Source organism: Rhodococcus sp. 06-462-5, from assembly GCF_002258315.1.
Lineage (GTDB): Bacteria > Actinomycetota > Actinomycetes > Mycobacteriales > Mycobacteriaceae > Rhodococcoides.
The window spans coordinates 293,800-317,163 of the sequence record NZ_NOYD01000038.1 but is presented as its reverse complement, the minus strand read 5'-3'; the positions used below and the strand labels follow the sequence as shown (position 1 = coordinate 317,163).

At 65.8% G+C, this 23,364-nt stretch carries 20 protein-coding genes; 6 read left to right on the top strand and 14 right to left on the bottom strand.

The window, feature by feature from the left end; genetic code table 11:
- Positions 1-64: 64 nt before the first annotated feature.
- From CH251_RS18730 to rimP, 5 genes are all read right to left on the bottom strand, one after another.
- Positions 65-355: a DUF503 domain-containing protein gene (locus CH251_RS18730; protein ID WP_068050194.1), complete on the bottom strand. Its 291-nt coding sequence runs from the start codon at positions 353-355 to the stop codon at positions 65-67.
- A 154-nt stretch (positions 356-509) separates the two neighbouring features.
- Entirely contained in the window at positions 510-3,413 is a 2,904-nt protein-coding gene (gene infB, locus CH251_RS18725) for a translation initiation factor IF-2 (RefSeq protein ID WP_094614421.1), read from the bottom strand.
- Positions 3,414-3,510: 97 nt separating this feature from the next.
- Entirely contained in the window at positions 3,511-3,843 is a 333-nt protein-coding gene (locus CH251_RS18720) for a YlxR family protein (RefSeq protein ID WP_179273374.1), read from the bottom strand.
- Between the two features lie 96 nt (positions 3,844-3,939).
- Positions 3,940-4,947: a transcription termination factor NusA gene (gene nusA / locus CH251_RS18715; RefSeq protein ID WP_068050201.1), complete on the bottom strand. Its 1,008-nt coding sequence runs from the start codon at positions 4,945-4,947 to the stop codon at positions 3,940-3,942.
- Positions 4,944-5,519 carry a ribosome maturation factor RimP gene (gene rimP / locus CH251_RS18710; RefSeq protein WP_094614420.1) on the bottom strand — a complete coding sequence of 192 codons (576 nt, stop codon included), beginning with the start codon at positions 5,517-5,519 and terminating at the stop codon, positions 4,944-4,946. Before rimP ends, nusA begins: the two co-directional genes overlap by 4 nt.
- Positions 5,520-5,686: 167 nt before the next feature.
- On the opposite strand from rimP, the gene CH251_RS18705 reads away from it, so the two are divergent.
- The gene (locus CH251_RS18705) at positions 5,687-6,190 is read left to right on the top strand and encodes a hypothetical protein (protein ID WP_094614419.1); all 504 of its coding nucleotides are present in this window, start codon (positions 5,687-5,689) and stop codon (positions 6,188-6,190) included.
- Positions 6,187-6,627, top strand: coding sequence for a ferritin-like domain-containing protein (locus tag CH251_RS18700; protein WP_094614418.1), 441 nt, complete (start codon positions 6,187-6,189; stop codon positions 6,625-6,627). The genes CH251_RS18705 and CH251_RS18700 overlap by 4 nt, the downstream gene beginning before the upstream one ends.
- Here CH251_RS18700 and CH251_RS18695 read toward each other — a convergent pair.
- Positions 6,590-8,044, bottom strand: a complete 1,455-nt coding sequence (locus CH251_RS18695) for an MFS transporter (RefSeq protein ID WP_094614417.1) — start codon at positions 8,042-8,044, stop codon at positions 6,590-6,592. The genes CH251_RS18700 and CH251_RS18695 overlap by 38 nt on opposite strands.
- 82 nt (positions 8,045-8,126) lie before the next feature.
- Here CH251_RS18695 and CH251_RS18690 point away from each other — a divergent pair, with 82 nt between their 5' ends.
- Positions 8,127-8,735 (top strand): TetR/AcrR family transcriptional regulator, encoded by a 609-nt coding sequence (locus CH251_RS18690; protein WP_256979158.1) that lies wholly within the window; start codon positions 8,127-8,129, stop codon positions 8,733-8,735.
- Positions 8,736-8,744: 9 nt separating this feature from the next.
- Here the strand turns inward: CH251_RS18690 and CH251_RS18685 are convergent, their stop codons facing one another.
- Together CH251_RS18685 and CH251_RS18680 are read right to left on the bottom strand one after the other, a co-directional pair.
- Positions 8,745-10,469, bottom strand: coding sequence for an acyl-CoA dehydrogenase family protein (locus CH251_RS18685; RefSeq protein ID WP_094614415.1), 1,725 nt, complete (start codon positions 10,467-10,469; stop codon positions 8,745-8,747).
- Between the two features lie 75 nt (positions 10,470-10,544).
- On the bottom strand, positions 10,545-12,296 hold the full coding sequence (locus CH251_RS18680; RefSeq protein ID WP_094614414.1) for a proline--tRNA ligase: 1,752 nt from the start codon (positions 12,294-12,296) through the stop codon (positions 10,545-10,547).
- Between the two features lie 69 nt (positions 12,297-12,365).
- Between CH251_RS18680 and yaaA the strand changes: the two genes are divergently transcribed.
- Genes yaaA through mgtE form a run of 3 tightly spaced genes read left to right on the top strand, consistent with a single transcriptional unit; the run spans position 12,366 to position 15,707 of the window.
- Positions 12,366-13,109 carry a peroxide stress protein YaaA gene (yaaA, locus tag CH251_RS18675; RefSeq protein ID WP_094614413.1) on the top strand — a complete coding sequence of 248 codons (744 nt, stop codon included), beginning with the start codon at positions 12,366-12,368 and terminating at the stop codon, positions 13,107-13,109.
- Positions 13,106-14,317 (top strand): DUF2786 domain-containing protein, encoded by a 1,212-nt coding sequence (locus CH251_RS18670; RefSeq protein WP_094614412.1) that lies wholly within the window; start codon positions 13,106-13,108, stop codon positions 14,315-14,317. The genes yaaA and CH251_RS18670 overlap by 4 nt, the downstream gene beginning before the upstream one ends.
- A gap of 43 nt (positions 14,318-14,360) precedes the next feature.
- Entirely contained in the window at positions 14,361-15,707 is a 1,347-nt protein-coding gene (mgtE, locus tag CH251_RS18665; RefSeq protein WP_094614411.1) for a magnesium transporter, read from the top strand.
- Between the two features lie 13 nt (positions 15,708-15,720).
- Here the strand turns inward: mgtE and CH251_RS18660 are convergent, their stop codons facing one another.
- From CH251_RS18660 to CH251_RS18635, 6 genes are all read right to left on the bottom strand, one after another.
- A complete protein-coding gene (locus tag CH251_RS18660; protein WP_094614410.1) occupies positions 15,721-17,208 on the bottom strand; it encodes an MFS transporter in 1,488 nt (495 codons plus the stop codon).
- A gap of 7 nt (positions 17,209-17,215) precedes the next feature.
- Complete coding sequence (cobA, locus tag CH251_RS18655) at positions 17,216-18,496, bottom strand: uroporphyrinogen-III C-methyltransferase (protein WP_094614409.1); 1,281 nt, start codon at positions 18,494-18,496, stop codon at positions 17,216-17,218.
- Entirely contained in the window at positions 18,463-20,145 is a 1,683-nt protein-coding gene (locus tag CH251_RS18650) for an ATP-binding cassette domain-containing protein (RefSeq protein WP_094614408.1), read from the bottom strand. Before CH251_RS18650 ends, cobA begins: the two co-directional genes overlap by 34 nt.
- A gap of 76 nt (positions 20,146-20,221) precedes the next feature.
- Entirely contained in the window at positions 20,222-21,889 is a 1,668-nt protein-coding gene (locus CH251_RS18645) for an alkaline phosphatase D family protein (protein WP_179273375.1), read from the bottom strand.
- 57 nt (positions 21,890-21,946) lie between these two features.
- Positions 21,947-22,966 (bottom strand): zinc-binding alcohol dehydrogenase family protein, encoded by a 1,020-nt coding sequence (locus CH251_RS18640; RefSeq protein WP_094614406.1) that lies wholly within the window; start codon positions 22,964-22,966, stop codon positions 21,947-21,949.
- 2 nt (positions 22,967-22,968) lie between these two features.
- The gene (locus CH251_RS18635; RefSeq protein ID WP_094614405.1) at positions 22,969-23,355 is read right to left on the bottom strand and encodes a cobalamin biosynthesis protein; all 387 of its coding nucleotides are present in this window, start codon (positions 23,353-23,355) and stop codon (positions 22,969-22,971) included.
- Positions 23,356-23,364: the final 9 nt, after the last annotated feature.

The following is a 23,364-nucleotide window of genomic DNA, read 5'->3' as shown; positions in this document are numbered from 1 at the left end:
GTTGCGACGTACCGACGGTTGTGCACTTCACGTCTGCCGAGCAGGGCTCGGCGGACTTCCCGGATCAATCCTCGGGTCCGAAGATTCTCCGGCGTACTGCCAACAGTTCCAGATCGTGGCGTTCGGCGACATGCCGTTCGCACTCGTCCAGTTTGTCGTGCAGTAGGTCGACATCGGTACCGGCCGCGGCAACCCCCAGCAGGGACCGCCGAATACGTTCTCGCTCACCGGTTTCGGCAGCCGAGACGCCCAGCCGTTGCAAATCACCGAGGACCGGTTCCACCATCGACCGTTTCTCGGCGAGCGAACGCACATCCCCCAACAACACGTCCAACTCCAGAGCACCCAGATACACGCTGACGTCCTTCGATCAGCTTCGACGACAAAGCCGGTGGTGGTACATCTGTCGTACCACCACCGGCTCGAAAGTCGGAGCGCAGTGTCACTCCCCTGGCTTCACCACCGAGCCGACGCGACCGAATGCGGAGCCGAACGGCTCCGCACCCGTACTAGTCGCGCGGCTTTTCACGGAGTTCGTACGCCTCGATGACATCGCCCACCTTGATGTCGGAGTACGTCACCGTCAAACCACACTCGTAGCCCTCCCGGACCTCCGTCGCGTCGTCCTTCTCGCGGCGGAGCGAGGAGATCGTGACGGTTTCCGCGACAACGGCACTGTCTCGGATGAGTCGTGCCTTGGCGTTGCGACGGATCGTACCGGAGGTGACGAGGCAACCGGCGATGTTTCCGACCTTGGAGGAACGGAACAGCGCGCGGATCTCGGCCTGCCCGAGGGCAACCTCTTCGTACACCGGCTTGAGCATGCCCTTGAGGGCCTTCTCGATCTCGTCGATGGCCTGGTAGATCACCGAGTAGTACCGGATGTCGACGCCTTCGCGGTTGGCCAGCTCGGTGGCCTTGCCTTCCGCTCGAACGTTGAAGCCGATGATGATCGCGTTGGATGCCGACGCCAGGTTCACGTTGGTCTCCGTGACGCCACCGACACCGCGGTCGATGACGCGCAGTTCGACCTCGTCGTCGATCTCGATACCGAGCAGCGCCTCTTCGAGCGCTTCCACGGTTCCCGAGTTGTCACCCTTGAGGATCAAGTTGAGCTGCGAAGTCTCCTTCAGAGCTGCATCGAGATCGTCGAGGCTGATGCGCTTGCGGCTCTTGGCTGCCAGCGCATTGCGCTTGCGCGCATTTCGACGGTCGGCGATCTGCCGCGCGATCCGGTCCTCGTCGACGACCAACAGGTTGTCGCCTGCACCGGGCACCGACGTGAAGCCGATGACCTGCACGGGACGGGACGGCATCGCTTCGGTGACGTCCTCGCCGTGCTCGTCGACCATTCGACGAACGCGTCCGTACGCGTCACCGGCGACGATCGAGTCACCGACACGCAGCGTTCCGCGAGCGATGAGCACGGTCGCGACCGGGCCACGACCACGGTCGAGGTGCGCCTCGATGGCGACACCCTGAGCGTCCATGTCCGGGTTGGCACGCAGATCGAGCGACGCGTCGGCCGTCAGCAGCACCGCTTCGAGGAGGGCATCGATGTTGGTGCCCTGCTTGGCGGAGATGTCGACGAACATCGTCTCGCCGCCGTACTCCTCGGCGACCAGACCGTATTCGGTCAGCTGCTGCCGGATCTTGTCCGGGTTCGCGCCTTCCTTGTCGATCTTGTTCACCGCGACCACGATCGGCACATCGGCCGCCTGGGCGTGGTTGATGGCCTCCACCGTCTGCGGCATGACGCCGTCGTCGGCTGCGACCACCAGGATCGCGAGGTCGGTGGCCTTCGCACCACGAGCACGCATGGCCGTGAAGGCCTCGTGACCGGGGGTGTCGATGAAGGTGACGAGACGTTCGTTGCCTTCGAGCTCGGTCAGCACCTGGTACGCACCGATGTGCTGCGTGATTCCGCCTGCCTCGCCTTCGCGCACCGTGGTGTTACGAATCGAGTCGAGCAGTCGCGTCTTACCGTGATCGACGTGGCCCATGACGGTGACCACCGGGGGACGCTGTTCCAGATCGTCCTCGCCGCCGGCATCCTCGCCGTAGGTGAGGTCGAACGAGTCGAGGAGCTCACGATCTTCGTCCTCGGGACTGACGACCTGAACGACGTAGTTCATCTCGCCGCCGAGAAGCTCCAGCGTCTCGTCGTTGACGGACTGCGTCGCGGTAACCATCTCACCGAGGTTGAACAGGGCCTGCACCAGTGCGGCCGGGTTCGCGTCGATCTTGTCCGCGAAGTCCGACAGCGATGCGCCGCGGGCGAGACGGATGGTCTCACCGTTACCGCGGGGCAGCCTGACGCCGCCGACTGCGGGAGCCTGCATGCTCTCGTACTCGGCGCGTTTCGCCCGCTTCGACTTGCGTCCACGACGAACTGCTCCGCCGGGACGACCGAATGCACCTGCTGCTGCGCCGCGCTGACCGGGGCGTCCACCGCCGCCGGGACGACCGCGGAAACCACCTGCGGGAGCGCCGCCTGCGGGGGCACCACCGGGAGCGCCGGGAGCGCCGCCGCCGCGGTAACCACCGCCACCACCGCCGCCCGGACGTCCGCCCGGAGCGCCACCGGGGCGACCGGGACGACCTGCTGCGGGACCGGGACGTGCCGAACGGGTCGGCATGGCACCGGGATTGGGGCGAGGAGGCATCGAGCCCGGGCTCGGACGAGGTCCGGCCTGGCCCGGTGCGGGACGAGGCCCGCCCTGACCGGGAGCCGGACGACTGCCACCGGACGGTGTTGCGGGACGAGGCCCACCCTGTCCGGGAGCGGGTCGTCCGCCACCGGGGCGCGGAGCACCGGGAGCGGGCCGGGGAGCCGGTCGCTCCACGGGAGCCGAGGAGTACGGGTTGTTACCGACACGCGGAGCCTTGGGGCCGGGCTTGGGACCGGGACCTGCGGGCTTGGGAGCGGCCGGGGCGGGTGCAGCGTCGCTGGTTGAGGCAGACGCGGCAGGAGCCTGTTCGACCGAAGCGGCGGGCGCTGCGGGCGAAGGGGTCGGTGCTGCCGGGGCCGGAGCCGGCGGGGCAGCCGGAGTTGCGGGTGCAGCCGGTGCTGCCTCCACGGGAGCTTGCGCTGCGGGTGCTTCCGGCTCTGCCGGACGGGGTGCCGGCTTGGGGCCGGGACGGGGTCCGCCCGGTTTCGCTGCGCCCGGCTTCGCGGTGCTGCCTGCAGCACGATCGGCCGCTGCGCGACCGTTCGGTGCAGCTGCGGCGGGTGCAGACGTGTCCGCACTGTCGGACGGGAAGGATTCACGCAGTCGACGTGCCACGGGGGCTTCGACTGTGGATGATGCGGACTTGACGAACTCGCCCTGCTCTTTGAGCCGTGCGAGTAGTTCCTTACTGGTGACACCGAGTTCTTTTGCCAACTCGTGCACGCGGGCCTTGCCTGCCACTGCTCTCCTCACTGAGAGGCCGAGCGAGGCTTGGTGCCCGCACGACCTCGGGTTATCTCCGATGGACGTTCATCGTTGGTGCTTCACGGTGTGCTCATCAGTGCTGTTGCCTGTTCTTGTCGACGGGTGTTGCTCTTGTCGTGTCCTCGGCCTGCAGCTTGTCGTACTCGTCGAGCACGGCTGTCACTGCGGACGATTCCACATTTCCCGATATCCGAAACGCGCGACCGAAGACTCGGCGTCGTTCCGCATTGTGCAGGCATTCTCGGCTGTAGTGCAACCACGCACCACGGCCGGACATCGAATGCCGGACGTCGGGGACGAGAGCGAATTCGTGCGAACCAGCTTCTCGAACCACGATCCTCAACAGATCGGCGGCCGGCACTCGCTCTCTGCACCCGATGCATGTACGAATCGGCCGGCTTGTCACTACCGGATACTCGCGTTCATGTCTCTGGGCGGAGAGGTCGTTACCGAACCATCGACCACTCTACCGCTGTATTGCCCCGAACTCCGCATTCCGGCCCTACGCGCTGGTCGTCTCGGGTGCCGCCGCATCGCTGCGGATGTCGATGCGCCAACCGGTCAATCGGGCGGCCAGTCGAGCGTTCTGCCCTTCCTTGCCGATGGCCAGAGAAAGCTGGTATTCGGGAACCACGACCCGGGCTGCACGCGCAACCGCGTCGACGACCGTCACAGAGACAACCTTCGACGGGGAAAGTGCATTCCCGACGAACGTGGCCGGATCCTCGTCGAAATCGATGATGTCGATCTTCTCGCCCGCAAGTTCGCTCATCACGTTGCGCACGCGCTGCCCCATCGGTCCGATGCACGCGCCTTTGGCGTTGAGACCGGACACGGTGGACGCAACGGCGATCTTCGAGCGGTGCCCCGACTCGCGGGCCACTGCCACGATGTCGACCGAACCGTCGGCGATCTCGGGCACTTCGAGGGCGAACAGCTTGCGCACCAGATTCGGATGGGTGCGCGAGAGCGTGATCTGCGGACCGCGGTTGCCCCGGGCGACTCCGACGACGTAGCACTTGATGCGTTCGCCGTGCTCGTAGCTCTCACCCGGCACCTGCTCGGCGGGCGGCAGCAGACCGTCGGCTCCGTTGGCGTCACTGCCGATGCGGACGATGACGGTGCCCTTGGCATTGGCACGCGTGTCGCGCTGGATGACACCGTTGACGATCTCGCCCTCGTGCGTGGAGTACTCGCCGAACGACCGCTCGTGCTCGGCGTCGCGCAGGCGCTGCAGGATGACCTGACGCGCCGTGGTCGCCGCGATGCGTCCGAAGCCTTCCGGGGTGTCGTCCCACTCGGAGATCAGATTGCCGTCGGCGTCGAGTTCCTTGGCCATCACCCGAACGGAGCCGGTCTTGCGATCGACGTCGATCCACGCGTTGGACTGGTGCCCCTCGGTGTGACGGTAGGCCGTCAGCAATGCGGTCTGAATCGTCGAGATCACCATCTCGATCGGAATTCCCTTGTCCGCCTCGATGGCGCGCAATGCGGCGATGTCGATATTCACTTGTCCGACCCTTCTTCCGGTGCTTCCACGTCCACGATCTCATCGGTGTTCGCGGGTGACGGCCTGCTTCCGACCACGCCGCCCGCCAGGTCCATCTCTTCGGCGCTCGGCCGCGAGAACTCCACCTGTACAACAGCTTTCACTACATCGGCCAATGCAACGGAGCGCGTCGACAGCACACCCTTCTCCTTGATCACCACGGTGACCGAGTCACCGTCGAGCGCACCGACGCGACCGTCGAACTTGCCGTCGGCGAGTTCGACGCGCACCTTGCGTCCGCGGGCCCGACGCCAATGCCGAGCCTCGGTCAGCGGGCGGTCGATTCCTGGGGTGGTGACTTCCAGCGTGTACGGGGCTTCCCCGAAATCGGTCACGGCATCGAAGACATCCGAGATCTCGCGGCTCAGTTCCGGGAGCGCGTCGAGGTCGATTCCCTCTTCGCGATCGACCATGATCCGCACTGCACTGTGCTTTCCTGCGGCGACAACGTTCACGTCTTCGAGGTCGTAACCCCGTTCTCGAACGAGGTCGGCGAGCAGTTCGACAACCCTTTCCTTGGACGGAACAGGCATGTCGCGAACTCCTCGTGTGTAGTTGTGGGCGATCCGGCGTACGGCAGCCGGACTGCGTTTGGTGAACCAACAGCCTACCGCCCCGCAGGCACTGCTCGTGACCACGATCGCCGACGCGACACACGGGCACGGCGCGTGCGAGCGCTGCGGTCTGGCACGATATCGGAGTGCCAACGCCGACCGTCCCCCTCGCGCTCAGTCGCCGCGGGTTGTTCCGACTCGCCGGTGTCGCCGCTCTGTCCGCGGCCACCGTGTCCAGCATGGCGGCCTGCAGCCAGGAGACCATCTCGGGTCCTGCCCTCGATACCCTGACCGCGCAGTTGCGTGCTGCCCGCGCCGATGCCGCGGATGCCACCGCGGCCGCGACGGTGATCACCGACTACGCGGCAGCACTCGGAATCGTTGCGGCGCAGCGGACCGAGCACGCCGCTGCGCTCGACACCGAGATCGCCCGCGCCACCGGCGCCTCGACGGACACGTCTTCGGTCGCCGCCACCACGACACCCGCTCCCACGACGCCACCGCCCGATCTCGTGGCCGTGCGGGAGATGTTGACCTCCTCCGCTCGCAGCGCAGCAGATGCGGCGCGCAACGAAAGCGGTTACCGGGCAGGCCTTCTCGGTTCGATCAGCGCCTCCTGCACGGTCTCGGCCCTGGTGGTTCTGGCATGAGCGATCTCGGTCCGGAACAGCAAGGCCTCGTCGATGCCCTGGACGCCGAATACGCGGCGGTGTTCGCCTACGGCGTCGTCGCGGCATTCTCCAACCCCACCCGCGCCGAGGTGGTGGCGTCGAACACTGCCGCTCACCGTGCACGCCGAGACGCGACCATCGATGCGCTCCAGGCAGCGAGCGTCACTGTGCCACTGCCCGATCCGGCGTACGCGTCGCCGTTTCCGGTGACCGACGCGATCTCGGCTGCACAGTTGGCCGCGCAGGCCGAGATCGACACGAGCATCGCGTGGCGTTCGCTGATCGAACGCAGCCGCTCGGGAGCGACCCGCGACATGGGGGTGCAGGCGTTGACCGACGCCGCGGTGCGCCTCGCGACGTGGCAGCAGATTCTGGGCGTCAGTCCGTCGTCGACGGCATTTCCCGGCCAACCGTGAGCGCTTGTTCCGGTCCGACGGAACGCCCCGGCATGAACAGCGCCGCCACCAGTCCGATCGCCACTGCCCCAGCGCCGACGAGCAGAGCGGGTGCCAAGGCGTCGGTGTAACCGGTGGGTGTCAGTGATCCACCGGCTCCGATGAACACCGCTGTCAGTACCGCGATGCCGAGCGCGATACCCACCTCTCGCACAGTGGAGTTCGCACTGCTCGCGGTGGCGTGATCGTCGTCCTTCATATCCCGCAGCACTGCGGTGGCGGACGGAGCGAACGTCAGCCCCATGCCCACGCCCGCCATCAGCAGGGCCGGGACCATCGACGAATACTCGGTGTCGGTTCCCAGAATCAGCGCCATCCACACGAGCGAGACCGACTGCAGCGACAGGCCGCCGACCAACAACCCGCGCAGTCCGACGCGCTCGGCGAGCAGACCTGCGATCGGTGCGACCACCATCGGTGCTGCAGTCCACGGCAGCGTGCGTAGGCCTGCCTGGAACGGCGTGTAGTTCATCACGATCTGCAGGTATTGCGCGAGGAGGAACACCGCCCCGAACATGCCGAGCGAGAACGTGATTCCGATGATGTTGGCGAGGGTGAAGCTGCGCGAACGAAAGAGTACGAGCGGCAGTACCGAGTGCCGGGTGCGCGAAGCGCGCAGGACGAACGCGACGAGCAGCACCGCCGAGCCGATGAAGCCGGCGAGCACCGTGGCCGACGCCCACCCGTCGTCGTTGCCGTGGACCACCGCCCACACCAGAAGGAAGACACCGCCACCTGCGAGGACAACGCCGGGCAGATCGAGCGGTTGGATGCGCCCTGCTGTTTCCTTCAGCGCGACGTACGCCAGCGGAACTGCGACGAGGGCCACCGGAACGTTGATCCAGAAGATCGCCTGCCAGGAAATCCCGTCGACGACGGCTCCGCCGACCACCGGTCCCAGCGCGACACCGAGTCCGGAGACTCCACCCCATATCCCGATCGCCATCGCACGCTTGCCCACCGGCACCACCGCGGCGAGCAACGCCAGGGACAACGGCATGATCGCGGCTGCACCGATTCCCTGCACGGCGCGCGCCGCGATGAGCATCGCTGGACTCGCAGCGAGCGCGCTGGCCACCGAGGCGGCGGTGAAGACGGTGATCCCACCGAGGAACACCGTGCGTCTGCCCCATCTGTCGCCGAGCGTCGCCGCCGTCAGCATGAAGGTGGCGAAGCTGAGGGTGTACGCGTTGAGGAACCACTGCAGCTGTCCGACGGAGGCGTTCAGGTCCTGCTGGATGACCGGGAGTGCACTGGTCATCACCAGATTGTCGAGGGTTGCCATGAACATCGGCAGGGAAGCTGCAAGGATGCCGAGCCACACGGGAACGTTCCGAGTGGCAGGCTGCACTCCTGGTGGAGAGGCTGTGGCGGTCATTGCGGTCGTCCCGTCTCGCGTTTGTAAGCATCGAATGATTACTTGTTGGAGACCGTAAGTTATCGACTGATAACCTGTCAACATGTCCGACCCGTCAGCGCCCAAGCCCAGAGCCACCCGCATGGATGCGGCCGAACGCCGAGAGCTCGTCCTCGACGCGGCGATGCGCGCGTTCGCGCGCGGGGGTTACGCCGGCACAAGTACCGACGCCGTCGCGAAGGAAGCCGGCGTCTCTCAGCCGTACGTGGTCCGTATGTTCGGCACCAAGGTCGAGTTGTTTCGACTGGTGTTCCAACGCTCCGTCGACGGCATCATGGCCGCGTTCGATGCCGTGCTGGCGGCGGGCCCGCTCGACCCCGACGACGACGGCACCTGGGCAGATCTCGGTTCCGCCTACGCCGATCTGGTGGCCGATCGCGACCTGTTGATGGTCATGATGCACGGATTCGGCGCAGGCTCGGTACCCGAGATCGGCCGGGCAGCGCGGGAGGGAATGGGTGCCATCTACAGCCGGATACGTGAGGGCACAGGTTGTTCCGAGGATCAGGCACGGCAGTTCATCGCGCACGGGATGCTGCTCAACGTCCTGATGTCGATGCAGGCGCTCGAGCATCCGAACGACAGCGCCGGACTGCACGAGATGACGGTGTGCGCGTTCGGAACCAATCTGATTCCGGCCGATCCCGGCTGACCGTCGGCGCTAGGGACGCATCTCGTACCGGCCGTCGTAGGAGGCGACCTCGTTCCACACCGCCTCGAAACGACCCGCATCGACCACTGGCTTGCGTATGGCGTCCAGGGCCCACTGCTGTTGCGCCGCAGACGACGAGGGCTTTCCGTACAGCGCGACGGCGTAACCGGAGAAATCTCTGATCTGGAAGTCGAAGATCTGGTCCAGCATCTCGGGCGAGATCTCGTCGGCTTGTTCGAGCACGAGATGGCCGTAGACGACGAGCGAGAACAGGTGCCCCACCACGAGCAGGAAATCGAGATCCTTCTGCTGTGCTTCGTCGGGAGCACAGTCCTGGAGAAACGACCTGAACGCCAGTGCCTGCTCGTAGAACCGTCCTACGTTGGGTATCCCGGAGTGCTTGCTGTACAGCGGGTTCCAATCGTGGAACCGAACCGAGCTCGCGCCACGGGCCGGCCCCTGGGCGAAGAAGAAGCTGTCGTCGACCGGCTCTGTTCGACTGCCGACGTCCGGGTAGTCGGTCGGCGAGAACATGTACGCCGGCATGAATTTGAGCATCAGCGCAACGTTGACGTGCACCGTGCCCTCCAGCTTCGGCAGTGTTCCGATCAACTGGGCGGCTTCACGGAAGTAGGTGTGCTTCTCGTATCCCTTGGCCGCGATGACGTCGTGCAACAGACGGACGACCGTTTCACCCTCGGAGGTCACCTTTGCCTTGGTCATCGGATTGAACAGCAGGTAGCGCCGGTCCTCGGGTCCCGCGGCACGGAAGTAGTCGAGCGCCCGCGCGCTGAACAGCTTCATGGCGATCAGCCGGGAGTATGCGTCGACGAATGCGCTGCGAACGTGCGGGAAGTCGGTGACGCGATTGCCGTACAGAATTCGGTTGTTCGCGTGCGTGATCGCCTCGTAGAACGCGTGCTCACAGATGCCGATGGATCCGGTGCAGAGGTTGAACTTTCCGACGTTGACCGTGTTCAGCGCGGCCGAGAAAGCGTCGGCACCGGTGTGCAGGATGTCCTGCTGCCGGACGGGGTAGTTCTCGAGCGCGAACGTGCTGACGAACATCTGCCCGTGGACGACGCTCTCGGCAAGCCGATAGGCCGGGTGCGCGCTGTCGGCCACGAAGAACACGTACGAATCGGGTCCGTCCAGGTCGGTGCGTCGGCCGAACACCGAGACCATGCCCGCGACGTTGCCGTTCCCGATGTAGTACTTCTCCCCCGACGCGGTGAACTCGAGTTCGGAGTCCTCGGGCGTGGGCGTCAACAGCATGTCGGTGGAGTAGACGTCGGCCCCGTGTGCGCGCTCGGACAGTCCGAACGCCATCACACCGCCGCGGTCCAGCTCGCGTGCGGCGCGGCGTTTGGCGTCGTCGTTGGCACTCATCCAGATGGGCCCGAGACCCAGCACGGTGACCTGCCAGGTGTACCAGTAGGCCAGACCGTAGAACCCGAGAACCTCGCTCAGCGCGGCGTTGCGAGCAGCGTCCCATCGCGTGTTCGGCAGTCCCTCCGCATAAGCGGCTGGCGTGGAGAAGGTTGCGAACAGCTTCTGCTCGGCGACGAATTCGAGAAAGTCGGCCGGCCAGACGCTGTCCAGATCGTCCGCCAGAAGCCTGCCTTTGCCGCGACTCTCGAACCACTCGATCAGTGCACGCAATTGTCGGCGAGAATCCTCGTCGAGCTCGGCCGGATCGAAGGTTGTGGGATCGAACAGCGCATACTGAGCCACGGTGTGACCTCTCCTAGTCGTTGACCCGAAGCTACCAGCGGGTAAACGACCGCGCAGAAAGATCGCGAGACTGTTCTACGGGGTGTTTCGCACGGCCTTGACGATCTCCTCGACCGCCGAGTCGATGTCGAGTTCGCGACTCTCACCGCTGAAGCGATCACGGATCTCGACCTTGCCGTCGGCCCAACCGCGGCCGAGAACGACCACCAGCGGAACACCGATCAGTTCCGAGTCCTTGAACTTCACTCCTGGCGAGGCCTTGCGATCGTCGAACAACACCTCGATGCCCTGTGTATCGAGTTGTGTCGCAATCGATTCCGCGCCCGCGCGAGCAGCGTCGTCCTTGTTCGCGATCACCAGGTGGACATCGGCAGGTGCAACCTCCGACGGCCACCGCAGGCCCTTGTCGTCGTGCATCTGCTCGGCGATCACGGCGACCAGACGCGAGACGCCGACGCCGTAGGAACCCTGAGTCAGGCGAACCGGCTTGCCGGTCTCACCGAGCACGTCGACGGAGAACGCATCGGTGTACTTGTAGCCGAGCTGGAAGATGTGCCCGATCTCGATTCCGCGAGCACTGACGAGCGGTCCACGACCGTCGGGAGACATGTCGCCGTCACGCACCTCGGCTGCTTCGATGGTGCCGTCGGGAACGAAATCGCGACCGGCGACGAGGTTGACCACGTGCTTGCCCTTGACATCCGCGCCGGTGATCCACGACGTGCCGTCGACCACCCGGGGATCGACGAGGTAGCGAACTCCGTTGGCCTGCAACGCGCGAGGCCCGATGTATCCCTTGACGAGGAACGGATTGGCTGCGAAGTCCGCGTCGGTCAGCAGAGCGAACTCGGCGGGCTCCAGCGACGCCTCGAGGCGCTTCTCGTCGACCTCGCGGTCACCGGGCAGGCCGACGGCGAGCAGTTCCCACTCCCCTTCTGCGTTACGCACCTTGAGCAGAATGTTCTTCAGCGTGTCCGCGCCGGTGACGGTGCGTCCGAGATCGGCGGAGTTGGCCCACTCCACCAGGGTCGCGATGGTGGGGGTGTCGCCGGTCTCGTGATCGACGGCAGCGGGCTGCCCCTCGATGGGCAGCGGCGCAGGTGCCGGAGTGGTGACGGCCTCGACGTTGGCCGCGTATCCCGACTCGATGCAGCGCACGTAGGTGTCCTCACCGATGTCGCTCTCGGCCAGGAATTCCTCGGAGGCGCTGCCTCCCATGGCACCGGACGTCGCGGCGACGATGACGTAGCTGACCCCGAGGCGGGCGAAGATGCGCTGGTACGCCTCGCGGTGGGCGGCGTAGGACTTCTTCAGTCCGTCCTCGTCCATGTCGAAGGAATACGAGTCCTTCATCACGAACTCTCGGCCGCGCAGAATGCCTGCGCGGGGACGCTCCTCGTCGCGGTACTTGGTCTGGATCTGGTACAGCGTGACCGGCAGGTCCTTGTACGAATTGTACTCGGCCTTGACCGTCAGCGCGAACAGTTCCTCGTGGGTGGGACCGAGCAGCATGTCGTTGCCCTTGCGATCCTGCAACCGGAACAGGGCGTCGCCGTATTCGGTCCACCGATTGGTGGTCTCGTACGGCTCGCGCGGAAGCAGTGCGGGCAGGGATATCTCCTGTGCACCGATGGCGTTCATCTCCTCGCGCACGACACGCTCGACCTGGCGCAGCACCCGCAGACCCAGCGGCAGCCAGGAGTAGACGCCCGGCGCGATACGACGGACGTAGCCGGCGCGGACCAACAGCTTGTGGCTGTCGACCTCGGCGTCGGCCGGGTCGTCGCGAAGGGTACGAAGGAACAACTGCGAAAGACGGGTGATCACGGGTTGTCAGACTAGTCGCTCCTGCAGTGCCTGTGAGCAGGCGGCCGTACAGTGAGTAGCCTCGAGCCCGTGCTGATTCTGCTGCCTCCCTCCGAGACGAAGTCCGACGGCGGTTCCGGAGCACCTCTCGATCTGGACCGACTGTCGTTGGCCTCGCTGACTCCGCTTCGTCGAAAGCTCGCCGACGCGCTGGTGGAACTGTCCGCCGACGTCGACGCGTCGATCGCGGCGCTCGGCCTGGGCCCCACCCAGGTGGACGAGATCGAACGCAACGCCCGGTTGTGGACCTCACCCACCACACCTGCGCTGCAGCGGTACACCGGCGTGCTCTACGACGCCCTCGACGCGGCGTCGTTCACCCGTGCCGGTCGCGCCCGAGCGGACGCGAGACTGTGGATCGGCTCGGCCCTGTTCGGGGCCGTCCGTGCCTCCGATCCGATTCCGTCCTACCGACTCTCCGGTGGCTCGACCGTGCCGAACTTCGGCACGCTGCGATCGCACTGGAAGCCGGAACTCTCCGATGCCATCGACGCCGAGGACGAGGGCATCGTCGTCGACCTGCGATCGGGCACCTATCAACAGCTCGGTCCTGTTCCGGGCGCGATCACCGCGACGGTGCTCACCGAGAAGCCCGACGGCAGCCGATCGGTGGTGAGCCATTTCAACAAGCATCACAAGGGCCTGCTGGCACGCGCGTTGACGCTGACCACCGCCGAGCCGAAGGACGTGAAAGCCGTTGCGCGCGTAGCATCCAAGGCCGGTCTGCGAGTCGAAGTGGCGTCGAGCACCGAGTTGATCGTGCTCACCGAATGAACGAGATTCCAGGACTGCTCCGCCGCGGGGCCGACGCCTCGGTCGGCAAGACCAAGAGCCAACGCGTCGCCGACGACGTCGCAGATCGGCTGGTGTCGATGGAAGCGACCCAACTCGGCTCCCTGGCGCTGACGAACATGATCGAGACGATGTACGAAAACGGCTGGCAGCCCATGGATCTCGTGCACGTCGTGCGGCGTCAGCACACGGTGGCCGTGGCCGATCTCGCTGGTGCGGTGCTGCTGCACCAGGCCGATCTCACCGACGCCGACGCACGAGCCCCGCAGGACTGGGTGGATCAGATGTCCACGATCTGCGAGCAGTTCCCCAAGGTTGCGGCCCGGGTCGAGGCCACACCCGACTTCCTGACCGCGTACCTGACGTCCTCCGGTAAGACCGATTACATCGCTGCCAGCGATCAGTGGCTGAACGTACTCACCCTGCTCGGTCAATGGCAGACACTCCCCCGGTGGCCTCAGCTCGGCCCCAAGCCGTCCCAGTGGCCGCGCACTCGACCCACGGTGACGGGTGTCGCCGGCTCCGACGCACCGAACACCAAGATGCTGAGCAAGATTCGCGGCCTACTGGCCAAGGCCGACGCCACGGATTTCGAGGAGGAGGCCGAAACGCTGACGGCCAAGGCGCAGGAGTTGATGACGCGCTACTCCATCGACACCATGCTGCTCTCGCAGGGCCACATCGATATTCACGGCCGACGCGTTCATGTCGATGGCCCGCATGCTCCCGCCAAGGCGCAGCTGCTGCACGTCGTCGGAACCGCCAACCGCGTCAAGGCGATCTGGGATCCGGAGTTCGCCGTCGCAACCCTCGTCGGTGCCCCGGTGGACGTGGAACAGACCGAGTTGCTGTTCACCTCTCTGTTGGTTCAGGCAACCCGCGCCCTCGGGCATTCACCGCAGGCGAAGAAGCGCAAGAAGGCAGGATCGGCGGCGTTCGGCAAAGCATTCCTGTACGCGTACGCCATCCGTATCGGAGACCGTCTGACCGACGCCGACGCACACGCCCTCGAGGAGGCGAGTCACGAATCGGGTGATCTGCTACCGATTCTCGCTGCGCAGACCGTCGCCGTCGAAGCCGAATTCGATCGATTGTTCCCGACTGCGAAGCCGATGCGCGGTCCACGCCTGGACGCCGAGGGATGGGATTCGGGCCAGGCCGCGGCGGATCGGGCGGATCTCTCGCGCTGAGGTGTGCGGGTCGGACCGCCCGTACGCAAGGCAAAATGGTTCTGTGCCCGAAACTCTCGACGACATCATGACGCGAACGTCCGAACTGCTGACCGACCGTGACATGGCCGCCCTGTCCACTCTGATGGCCGAGCTGTCGACGACCGATGCAGTACGTATGCTCGAGCGCGTCGACTCGTCTCGACGTGCGGTGTTGTTTCGCCTTCTGCCCAAGGACGAGGCGGTGGCGGTCTTCGAGCGCTTCGACGCCACCGTTCGCGGCGAGTTGTTCGAGAGTCTTCGAAGCTACGATGTGATCGCTCTGTTCGAGGGACTCGACCCGGACGACCGTGTCGAATTGCTCGACGAACTCCCCTCCAACGTCGCGCATCGACTGTTGGTGGGTCTGTCCCCCGACGAGCGGGCGCTCACCGCCCCCATGATGGGCTACGACCGCAGGTCGGTCGGCCGCCGCATGAGCCCGGAGTTCGTTCGGCTACGGACCGCCGCAACCGCCGACGATGCACTCGATGCCGTCCGTCGCACCGGCTCGGACGCCGAGTCGGTGTATCTGTTGCCGATCACCGACGATCACCGAACTCTGCTGGGGGTGGTGACCCTCGCCGATCTGGCGACGGCCGCGCCGAGCACTCCGGTCGGCGATCTGTACTCGGATCATCCAGTGGTCGAGGCCGATTCTTCGGCGGAAGAGGCTGCACGGCTGTGCTTCGAGCACCGCAGCCCTGCGGTGGTGGTGGTCGATTCCGAGCAACGGCTGATCGGCATTCTCACACTCGAACAATCCTCTCGAATTCTGGAGGAAGCCGAGGACGAGGATGCCGCTCGCGCGGGTGGCTCCGAGCCGCTGCGCCGGCCGTATCTGTCGACGCCGGTGCTGTCCATCGTTCGCTCTCGCGTGGTGTGGTTGCTGGTGCTCGCGCTGTCGGCCATTCTCACGGTGCAGGTTCTCGAGATCTTCGAGCACGCGCTCGCCGCAGTCGTCACGCTCGCGCTGTTCATTCCGCTGCTGACCGGAACCGGAGGCAACACCGGCTCGCAGGCTGCAACCACTGTCACGCGGGCGCTCGCGCTGGGTGACGTACGACCGCGGGACATCGCCGCGGTGCTGTTTCGCGAGGTTCGGGTCGGAGCGACGATGGGTGCGATGCTCGGCACTCTGGGCTTCGTCATCGCCGGACTCGTCTACGACTGGCACCTCGGAGTCGTCATCGGAACGACGCTGCTGTCGATCTGCACGCTTGCGGCCACGGTCGGCGGCGCGATGCCGCTGATCGCGAAGAAGATCGGTGTGGACCCGGCGGTCTTCTCGACACCGTTCATCTCCACCTTCTGCGACGCGACGGGGTTGATCGTCTACTTCCTCATCGCGAAGGCCGTACTGGGCGTGTGATCAGCCCTGCTCGTCAGCTCTTCTGGGCGCTTTCCTGCGCAGCCTGGGCCTGAGCGACCTGCTGCGGGGTGAAACGAATGAACACCGCAGCGATTCCCGCGACCACGGCGCAGACGGCGCAGCAGAACAACGCGAACATATAGCCCGAGCTCAACGCATCGAGCTGGGTGTCGTTCATCAGCGTCGCCGGTCCCGAGATGCCGCCCAGGGACAGGGTGCGCGAGGTCACCAGCGCGCCGATGACGGCCAACGCGAGCGGCCCGCCGAGGGTCTGAGCAACCAGGGCGATAGCGGTCAACGGGCCGATCTCGGTGGGGCTCACTCCGGCGATGGCGCACAGCGGGAGTGGCACGACCGTCAGGCCGACGCCGAATCCGATGCCGATGACGGGGAAGAACAGTCCGGGGAAGTACGACGAGTCCGCGTTCATCGTCGCCACCGACACCATCAGCCAGCCGACCATGATGACTGCACCGCTCAGGATCAGCCACCGTGGGGCGATGCGTGTCACCAGCTGCGAGGCCAGGAATGCGGCGGCACCGAGTCCGAAGGCGAACGGCACGAACGCCAGGCCCGCGTGCAACGGGCTGTATCCCAGGATGTCCTGGACGAACAGTGCCACGTAGGCGGCGAGGCAGAACATCACGCCACCGGCGAAGAAGATGGCCACGAACGTGGCCACTCGGTCTCGGCTGCCGAACAGCGAGAACGGGAGCAGTGGATTGTCGGCGCGGCGCTCGACCAGCAGGAACAGCCCGAGGAAGAGCAGTCCGGCGAGCAGCGAGACGATGACGATCGGATTGGTCCAGCCCAGTTCGGTGCCTTCGCTCAGGGCCAGCACGACTCCGGTGCAGCCGAGCGTCGCCAGAATCGCTCCCGGAACGTCGAGCGGCAATTTCGCGCCCACCGTCTCCTGTAGCGACACGACTGCGAGCACCACGATGACCACACCGATGGGCACGTTGATCAGGAAGATCCACCGCCACGACACCTCGGTCAACGCACCGCCGATGATCAGCCCGGCGATGGAGCCGACACCGGTCATGGCCGCGTAGATCGCGATGGCCTGATTCCGAACCGGGCCCGGCGCGAACGTGGTCGCTACCAGCGCGAACGCCGTGGGCGACGCCACCGCAGCTCCGACGCCCTGGAGCGCGCGGGCCGCCACGAGCGTTGCCTCGTTGACCGCGAGCCCGCACAACAGGGATGCGATGGTGAACAGCACGACGCCTGCCAGGAACATCTTCTTGCGGCCGAAGGCGTCACCGAGTCTGCCGCCGAGGAGCATCAGCCCGCCGAAGGCGAGGGCATACGAGGTGAGCACCCAGTTGCGTCCGGCATCGGACAGACCCAGATCGGCCTGCAACGGTGCCAGAGCGAGGTTGGCGACGGTGCCGTCGAGCACCACCATCAACTGCAGGCCGCTCAGGACGATGATCGCCAACCCGAACGCTCGGGTCGTCACCGGGTACTTGACCTCGGTACTGGAGGTATCGGACATCGATGATTCAGGCACGGGCGTTCACGTTACCGGCGTGCACAGAGAAACCGGCAACGGTTCCGATGACCACGATGGCCGGAGGCCTTATCTCCGCGTCGCGAACCGCGTCGGCGACGGTGCTCAGAGTCGCGCGCACTTCACGCTGGGTGCGCATGGTGCCTTCCTGAACGACGATCACCGGGGTGTCGGACGGCCGGCCGCCTGCGATGAGAACGTCGGCGAACAGGCCGATGCGTTCGACGGCCATCAGCAACACGACGGTGCCCTTGAGCTTGGCCAGCGCGTTCCAGTCGACGAGAGAATCGGGATGGTCGGGTGCCACGTGGCCGCTGACGACGACGAACTCGTGGGTGACGGCGCGGTGCGTCACCGGGATCCCGGCGGACGAGGGCACCGAGATGGCGCTGGTGATTCCGGGCACCACGGTGACCGGGATTCCCTCGGCGGCGAGCGCTTCGAGTTCTTCGTATCCCCGACCGAACACGTAAGGGTCGCCGCCCTTGAGCCGGACGACGAACTTGCCTGCCTTCGCGCCGTCGATCAGCGCCTGGTTGATGGCCTCCTGCGCCATCGCGCGGCCGTACGGAATCTTCGAGGCATCGATGACCTCCACGTGTGGTCCCAGTTCGGCGAGCAGCTCGGGCGGCGCGAGCCGATCGGCCACCACGACATCGGCATAGGCGAGCAACCTGCGCCCGCGGACGGTGATGAGGTCCGGATCGCCGGGCCCCCCACCTACCAGTGCGACGCCGGTCAACGGCGCATGCGCGGAATCGGCGACCACACCGGACTGCAGGGCTTCGATCACGGCATTGCGTACCGCGGCCGATCGACGGTGCTCGCCGCCTGCGAGGACACCGAGGGTCAGCCCGTCCCATTCGGCCGACGCCGGGGTGACCGCGGTGCCGTCCTTGGCGATGTCGGCTCGGACGCAGAAGATCCTGGACGCAGTGGCTTCGGCAACGATGGCGATATTGGTCTCGGCCTCGTCGGTGCAGGCGACGGCATACCAGGCGTCGACGAGGTCGCCCTCCCGATAGTCACGCAACTCCATCGTCACCTGTCCGAAGGTCGCCATCGCCTCGACTGCGGGTGTGGCCTCGCGCGTGATGACGTGCACCACGGCACCACAGGAGATGAGCAGTGGCAATCGACGCTGCGCCACGGTGCCGCCACCGACCACGACGACGCGTCGACCTTCCAGATTGAGGCCGACCAGATAGGGAGAGTCAGTCGCGTTCACGAGAGGAAACGCTACCGCGCGCGCTGCACCCGCTTCTCGTCCCATACGGGCTCATCGGATTCGTAGGCCTGACCGGTGCTGCCGAACACGAGGAATCGGTCGAAGCTGCGGGCGAACCATCGGTCGTGGGTCACGGCGATGACGGTGCCGTCGAACGCTGCGATCGCGTCTTCGAGTGCGTCGGCCGACATGAGGTCGAGGTTGTCGGTCGGCTCGTCCAGCAGCAACAGGGTGGCACCGGACAGTTCGAGCAACAGAATCTGCACGCGCGCCTGTTGGCCGCCGGAGAGGTTGTCGTAGGACTGCTCGGCGGCTCGGGCCAGACCGTAGCGGTCCAATGCCCGTCCTGCGGCCTCGCGGCCCATACCGTCGCGATGTTCGTTGCCCATGTGCAAGATGTCGAGCAGCGTGTTGCCCGCGAGATCCGGACGAGTGTGGGTCTGCGCGAACAGGCCGGGCCGGACGCGAGCGCCGAGCACCGCGGTGCCGGTGTGCGGAACCGGATCCAGTGCCAGTTCCTGAACCGGCTCGTGCTCCTTCTCGGGATCGGTGCCGCCGTTGGCCAGCAACCGCAGGAAGTGCGATTTGCCGGAACCGTTGGAGCCCAACACCGCAACGCGGTCGCCGTACCAGATCTCGGTGTCGAAGGGCTTCATCAGTCCGGTCAGTTCCAGACCCGTACACACCAATGCGCGCTTGGCTGTTCGGCCGCCACGCAGCCGAACGGTGACGTGCTGCTTCAGCGGCACCGCCTCGGGCGGTCCGGCCTCCTCGAACTTGGCCAACCGAGTCTGCGACGCGTGGTAGCGAGCGGCGACGCCGTCGTTGAACTTGGCCTTCTCCCGCAGGCGCAACACCAGCGCCCGGAGTTTGACCAATTCCTCGTCCCACCGCCGTCGCAGTTCGTCGAGCCGAGCATTCCGGTCCTCACGCGCAGCGTGATAGGTCGCGAACCCGCCGCCGTGCACCCAGGAGGTGGCACCGCTGACACCCGGTTCCAGCGTCACGATCCGGTTCGCGGCGTTGGCGATGAGCTCCCGGTCGTGGCTGATGAACAGGACGGACTTGTCGGAATCGCGAATGGTCGCTTCGAGCCAACGCTTGCCCGGCACATCGAGGTAGTTGTCCGGCTCGTCGAGAAGGAGCAGATTGTCCGAGCCTGCGAACAGCGCTTCGAGCACGAGGCGCTTCTGCTCGCCGCCACTGAGAGTCGACGCAGCGCGCCACTTCGCGCGATCGAACGGCATTCCGAGTGCAGCTGTGGTGACCTTGTCCCAGAACGGCTCGAGGTCGTAGCCGCCGACATCACCCCAATCCGACAGGGCCTGCGCGTATTTCATCTGGGTCTTCTCGTCGTCGACCTCGATCATCGTGTTCTCGGCGGCGTCGAGTGCCGCAGCAGCCGTCTGCACGGCCGGGGAGGCAACCGACAGCAGCAGATCACGCACGGTCGAGTCGTCTCGCAGCTGGCCGACGAACTGCCGCATCACCCCGAGCGAACCCGAGCTCGACACCGACCCCTCGTCGGGGGTCTCGTCCCCCGCGATGATCCGCGTGAGTGTCGTCTTGCCGGTTCCGTTGGGACCGATCAAGGCCGTCTTGGCACCGTCGCCGACGCGAAACCCGACACCGTTGATCAACTGCCGTCCGTCGGGCAGGAAGTAGACGATGTCGTTCAGTTCGAGGTGGGCCACAACGAACCAGCCAACCTCATCGGCCCGGCGATGGCCAATCGTTTACTCGTCCGCTGGGCGAGGGCCAGGGTCCTCTCTAGGCGAGGGCCAGGGCCGACGTCTCGGTGAGAACCTGCTTACCGGCGTCGTCGACGTGGGCGTGGTGCACCCGCAGCCGAGCCGAGTCGCCGTGCAGCGTCAGCAGCATGACGCCGTTGTCGAACCAGGGCCCTGCCTCGGCCTCCCACTCGACACCGGACGGGCCCAAGTGAGCCGCGCGCGCCAGCTTCGACAGAATGCGGGCAGCGGGACGTTTGATGGCCAGCTTGTTGACCGCGCGAATCGGCAGATCGAGCGGATTGCGGAACGGCGACATCGTCAGCTGATACGTGGCCGGTACCTCGCGCCCGCCGACCCCGAAATCCGCGTTCGCCACGTACGAGCAGTGCACGTCGCCCGAGAGCCACATGATCGAGGCGGGTGTGTTCTCGCCGCGGGAGAGCTCACGCGTCAACGCCGCCATGTCGTTGAACGAGTTGGTGAAGGCCGCCCAGTGTTCGAGATCGAGGCCGATCCGCATCTTCTCGGCCACCTTGGCCGGCATCGACCCCCAACTGCCCTGCGCCACAGCCTCGTTCCACTGCTCGAGGTAATGCAGAGCAGGCAGCATGAGGTAGGGCAAAGACGAACCGAACAGCAGGTGTCGCGGGGTCTTTTCGAGTGCGCGCTCGCGTACCCATGCCCATTCCTTCTCGTCGACCATCTCTCTGTTGTTCGGATCCAGATTCCGCGAGCACCGCGAGTCGATCATGATCAGCCGAGTGTCGCCGAAATCGCGGTAGAAGCTCCAGCGTCCGGTCTCGGGCCTGCGGTCGACGCGTAACGCGAAGTCGGACAACAGCTTCTCTCGCTCGTCGTCGGTGTCGGCAGACCGAACTGCGGCATACATCTCGTCCTGCGCCAGCTCCTTGGGCGAGAGGTTGCCCAGGTGTTGATACACCCAGTACGACGAATACGCGCCGACCACACGATCGTTCCACCACGGCCGAGTGACGATGTCCCGACGCCAGGAGGCCGACGAGTTCCAGTCGTCACGCAGATCGTGGTCGTCGAGGATCATGCACGACGGGATGCTCGCCATCAGAGTCCGCACCGGCTCGAGTCCCCACGATTCCCGGTACAGCCAGGAGTACTCCTCGAAATCGCAGATCTCGTTCTCCGCGTCGGTACCGATGGCGCTCTGCGGTCCCTCGCCCGAGCTTCGGCGCGCCTGAAGTCGTTCGACGATCTCCGGTGACGGGTCGTCGGCGTAGACCTGATCTCCGAGGAGCAACAGCGCCTGCGGCCATCGACTCGGATCCTCCTCGATCAGCGCGTTCCCCAGCCCGGCCAAGGCGTCGGCCCCGATCTGCTTCAGCGATTCGTCGCTGTAGTTGTCACCGCGCCGACACGACCCGAAGGCCAACGTGACCGGCCCCTCGGCATCGACGGTGTGGATGGCGGCCGTCCGACCCTCCGGGGGCCACACGCGACGCTCGTCGACGAACACCTCGTAGTGCACCGTTGCGTTGGCCGGTAGTCCCTCGAGCGGCACCAGAGCGTAGTGGTGGCCGTGCACTCCCCACGTTCGTTCGGAACCCTGCACGCCGGCGTCGGTGACCACGGAAACCGTCGACGATTCGGCCATCTCGAACCACAGGGTCGCCGTCTCGGTACCGACGTACCGAACGATCGGGCCGAGTAGGACGGTGCTGTCGGAAGTCATTGGTTCCACATTGCCCGCGTCGGCCCGCTTTCGCCAGTCGGTGGCGCGGATCGGTTCTCACGAGCGGGGAGCGACCACGACCTTGCCCCGTACGTGCCCGGCCTCGACCAACCGATGTGCCTCGCGTAGCTGCTCGGCGTCGATCGGAGACAGAACCGTCGTGGCAGTGGTGCGCAGCGAACCCGCATCGACGAGCTCGGCCACCCTGGTCAGCAGCTGTTGCTGGCGAATCAGATCCGGTGTGTCGTGCATCGGACGCGCGAACATGAACTCCCAGTGCCACGAGATCGCCTTCGTCTTCAGCGGGAGAACGTCGAGCGTCTCGGGATCGTCGATCGCGACTATCTGTCCGAACGGCGTCAACAGGTCGGCGTAGATCTCGACCTGCCCGGAGGAATGGGCGGTGAACACGTAGTCGATGCCGTCCGGTGCCACTCGACGTACTTCGTCGCGAAGGTCGCGGCGGTGATTCACGACGTCGGCAGCACCGAGAGAACGGACCCACTCCACGGCGTCCTCGCCCGCTGCCGTCGCGATCACGCGCACGCCGGGAACGAGGGTTCGAACCAGCTGCAGCACAACAGATCCCACACCTCCGGTGGCTCCCACCATCAGTAATGTTCCGGTGGTCTCGGCAGTGATGCGGAGCTTGTCGAACAGTCCTTCCCAGGCGGTGATCACGGTCAGCGGCAACGCCGCTGCCTGTGCGAAATCGAGGGTCGTCGGCTTCTTCGCCACGATGCGTTCGTCCACCGCATGGAACTGCGAGTCGGTCCCGGGTCTGCCGATGTCTCCCGCGTAGTAGACCTCGTCCCCCGGTGCGAACAGCGTGACGTCGGCACCGACGGCGCGCACGACACCAGCGGCGTCGAACCCGAGAACCTTCGGGACGCCCTGCGGATCGTTGCCGGCACGGACCTTGACATCGACCGGGTTCACCGACACTGCTCGCACCTCGACCAGCAGGTCTCGCGGCCCCGCGGTGGGCACGTCGACGACCACATCGGTGAGGCTGGCGGGGTCGTCGATCGGAAGCGAGCGGGTGTAGGCAACGGCGTTCATAATTGTCTCGGTCATACCTACAGGATGGCCGAAACCCCCGGTCCACCGTCAAGGCAGAGCTCGACCACTGCAACGGTGACACCGGCCGAACCGAACCTGGGCACCGTCAACTCCGTCGAACCGCCGGCCAGCAACGCCGCCGCTTCGGCGACGCTGGCACTTCCGACGGCACGGAGCACCCGAACCGATGTGGTGGGCGTGACGACGGTCGACAATTCCCTCGCCGAGTAGGTCACCCCCCGAACCCCCATGCTCGACGCCACCGCCGCCACCAGTTCTGCTTTTCGGTCGATCGAGGCGATGGCCTGGACACGCCAGTCCGGTTGCAGCACTGTGGCGATCGCGGCCAAGACGTCGGCGGAGTCGACGCCGGCTCGGGCACCGATTCCGACGACCACCCGCATTCTCGCGAC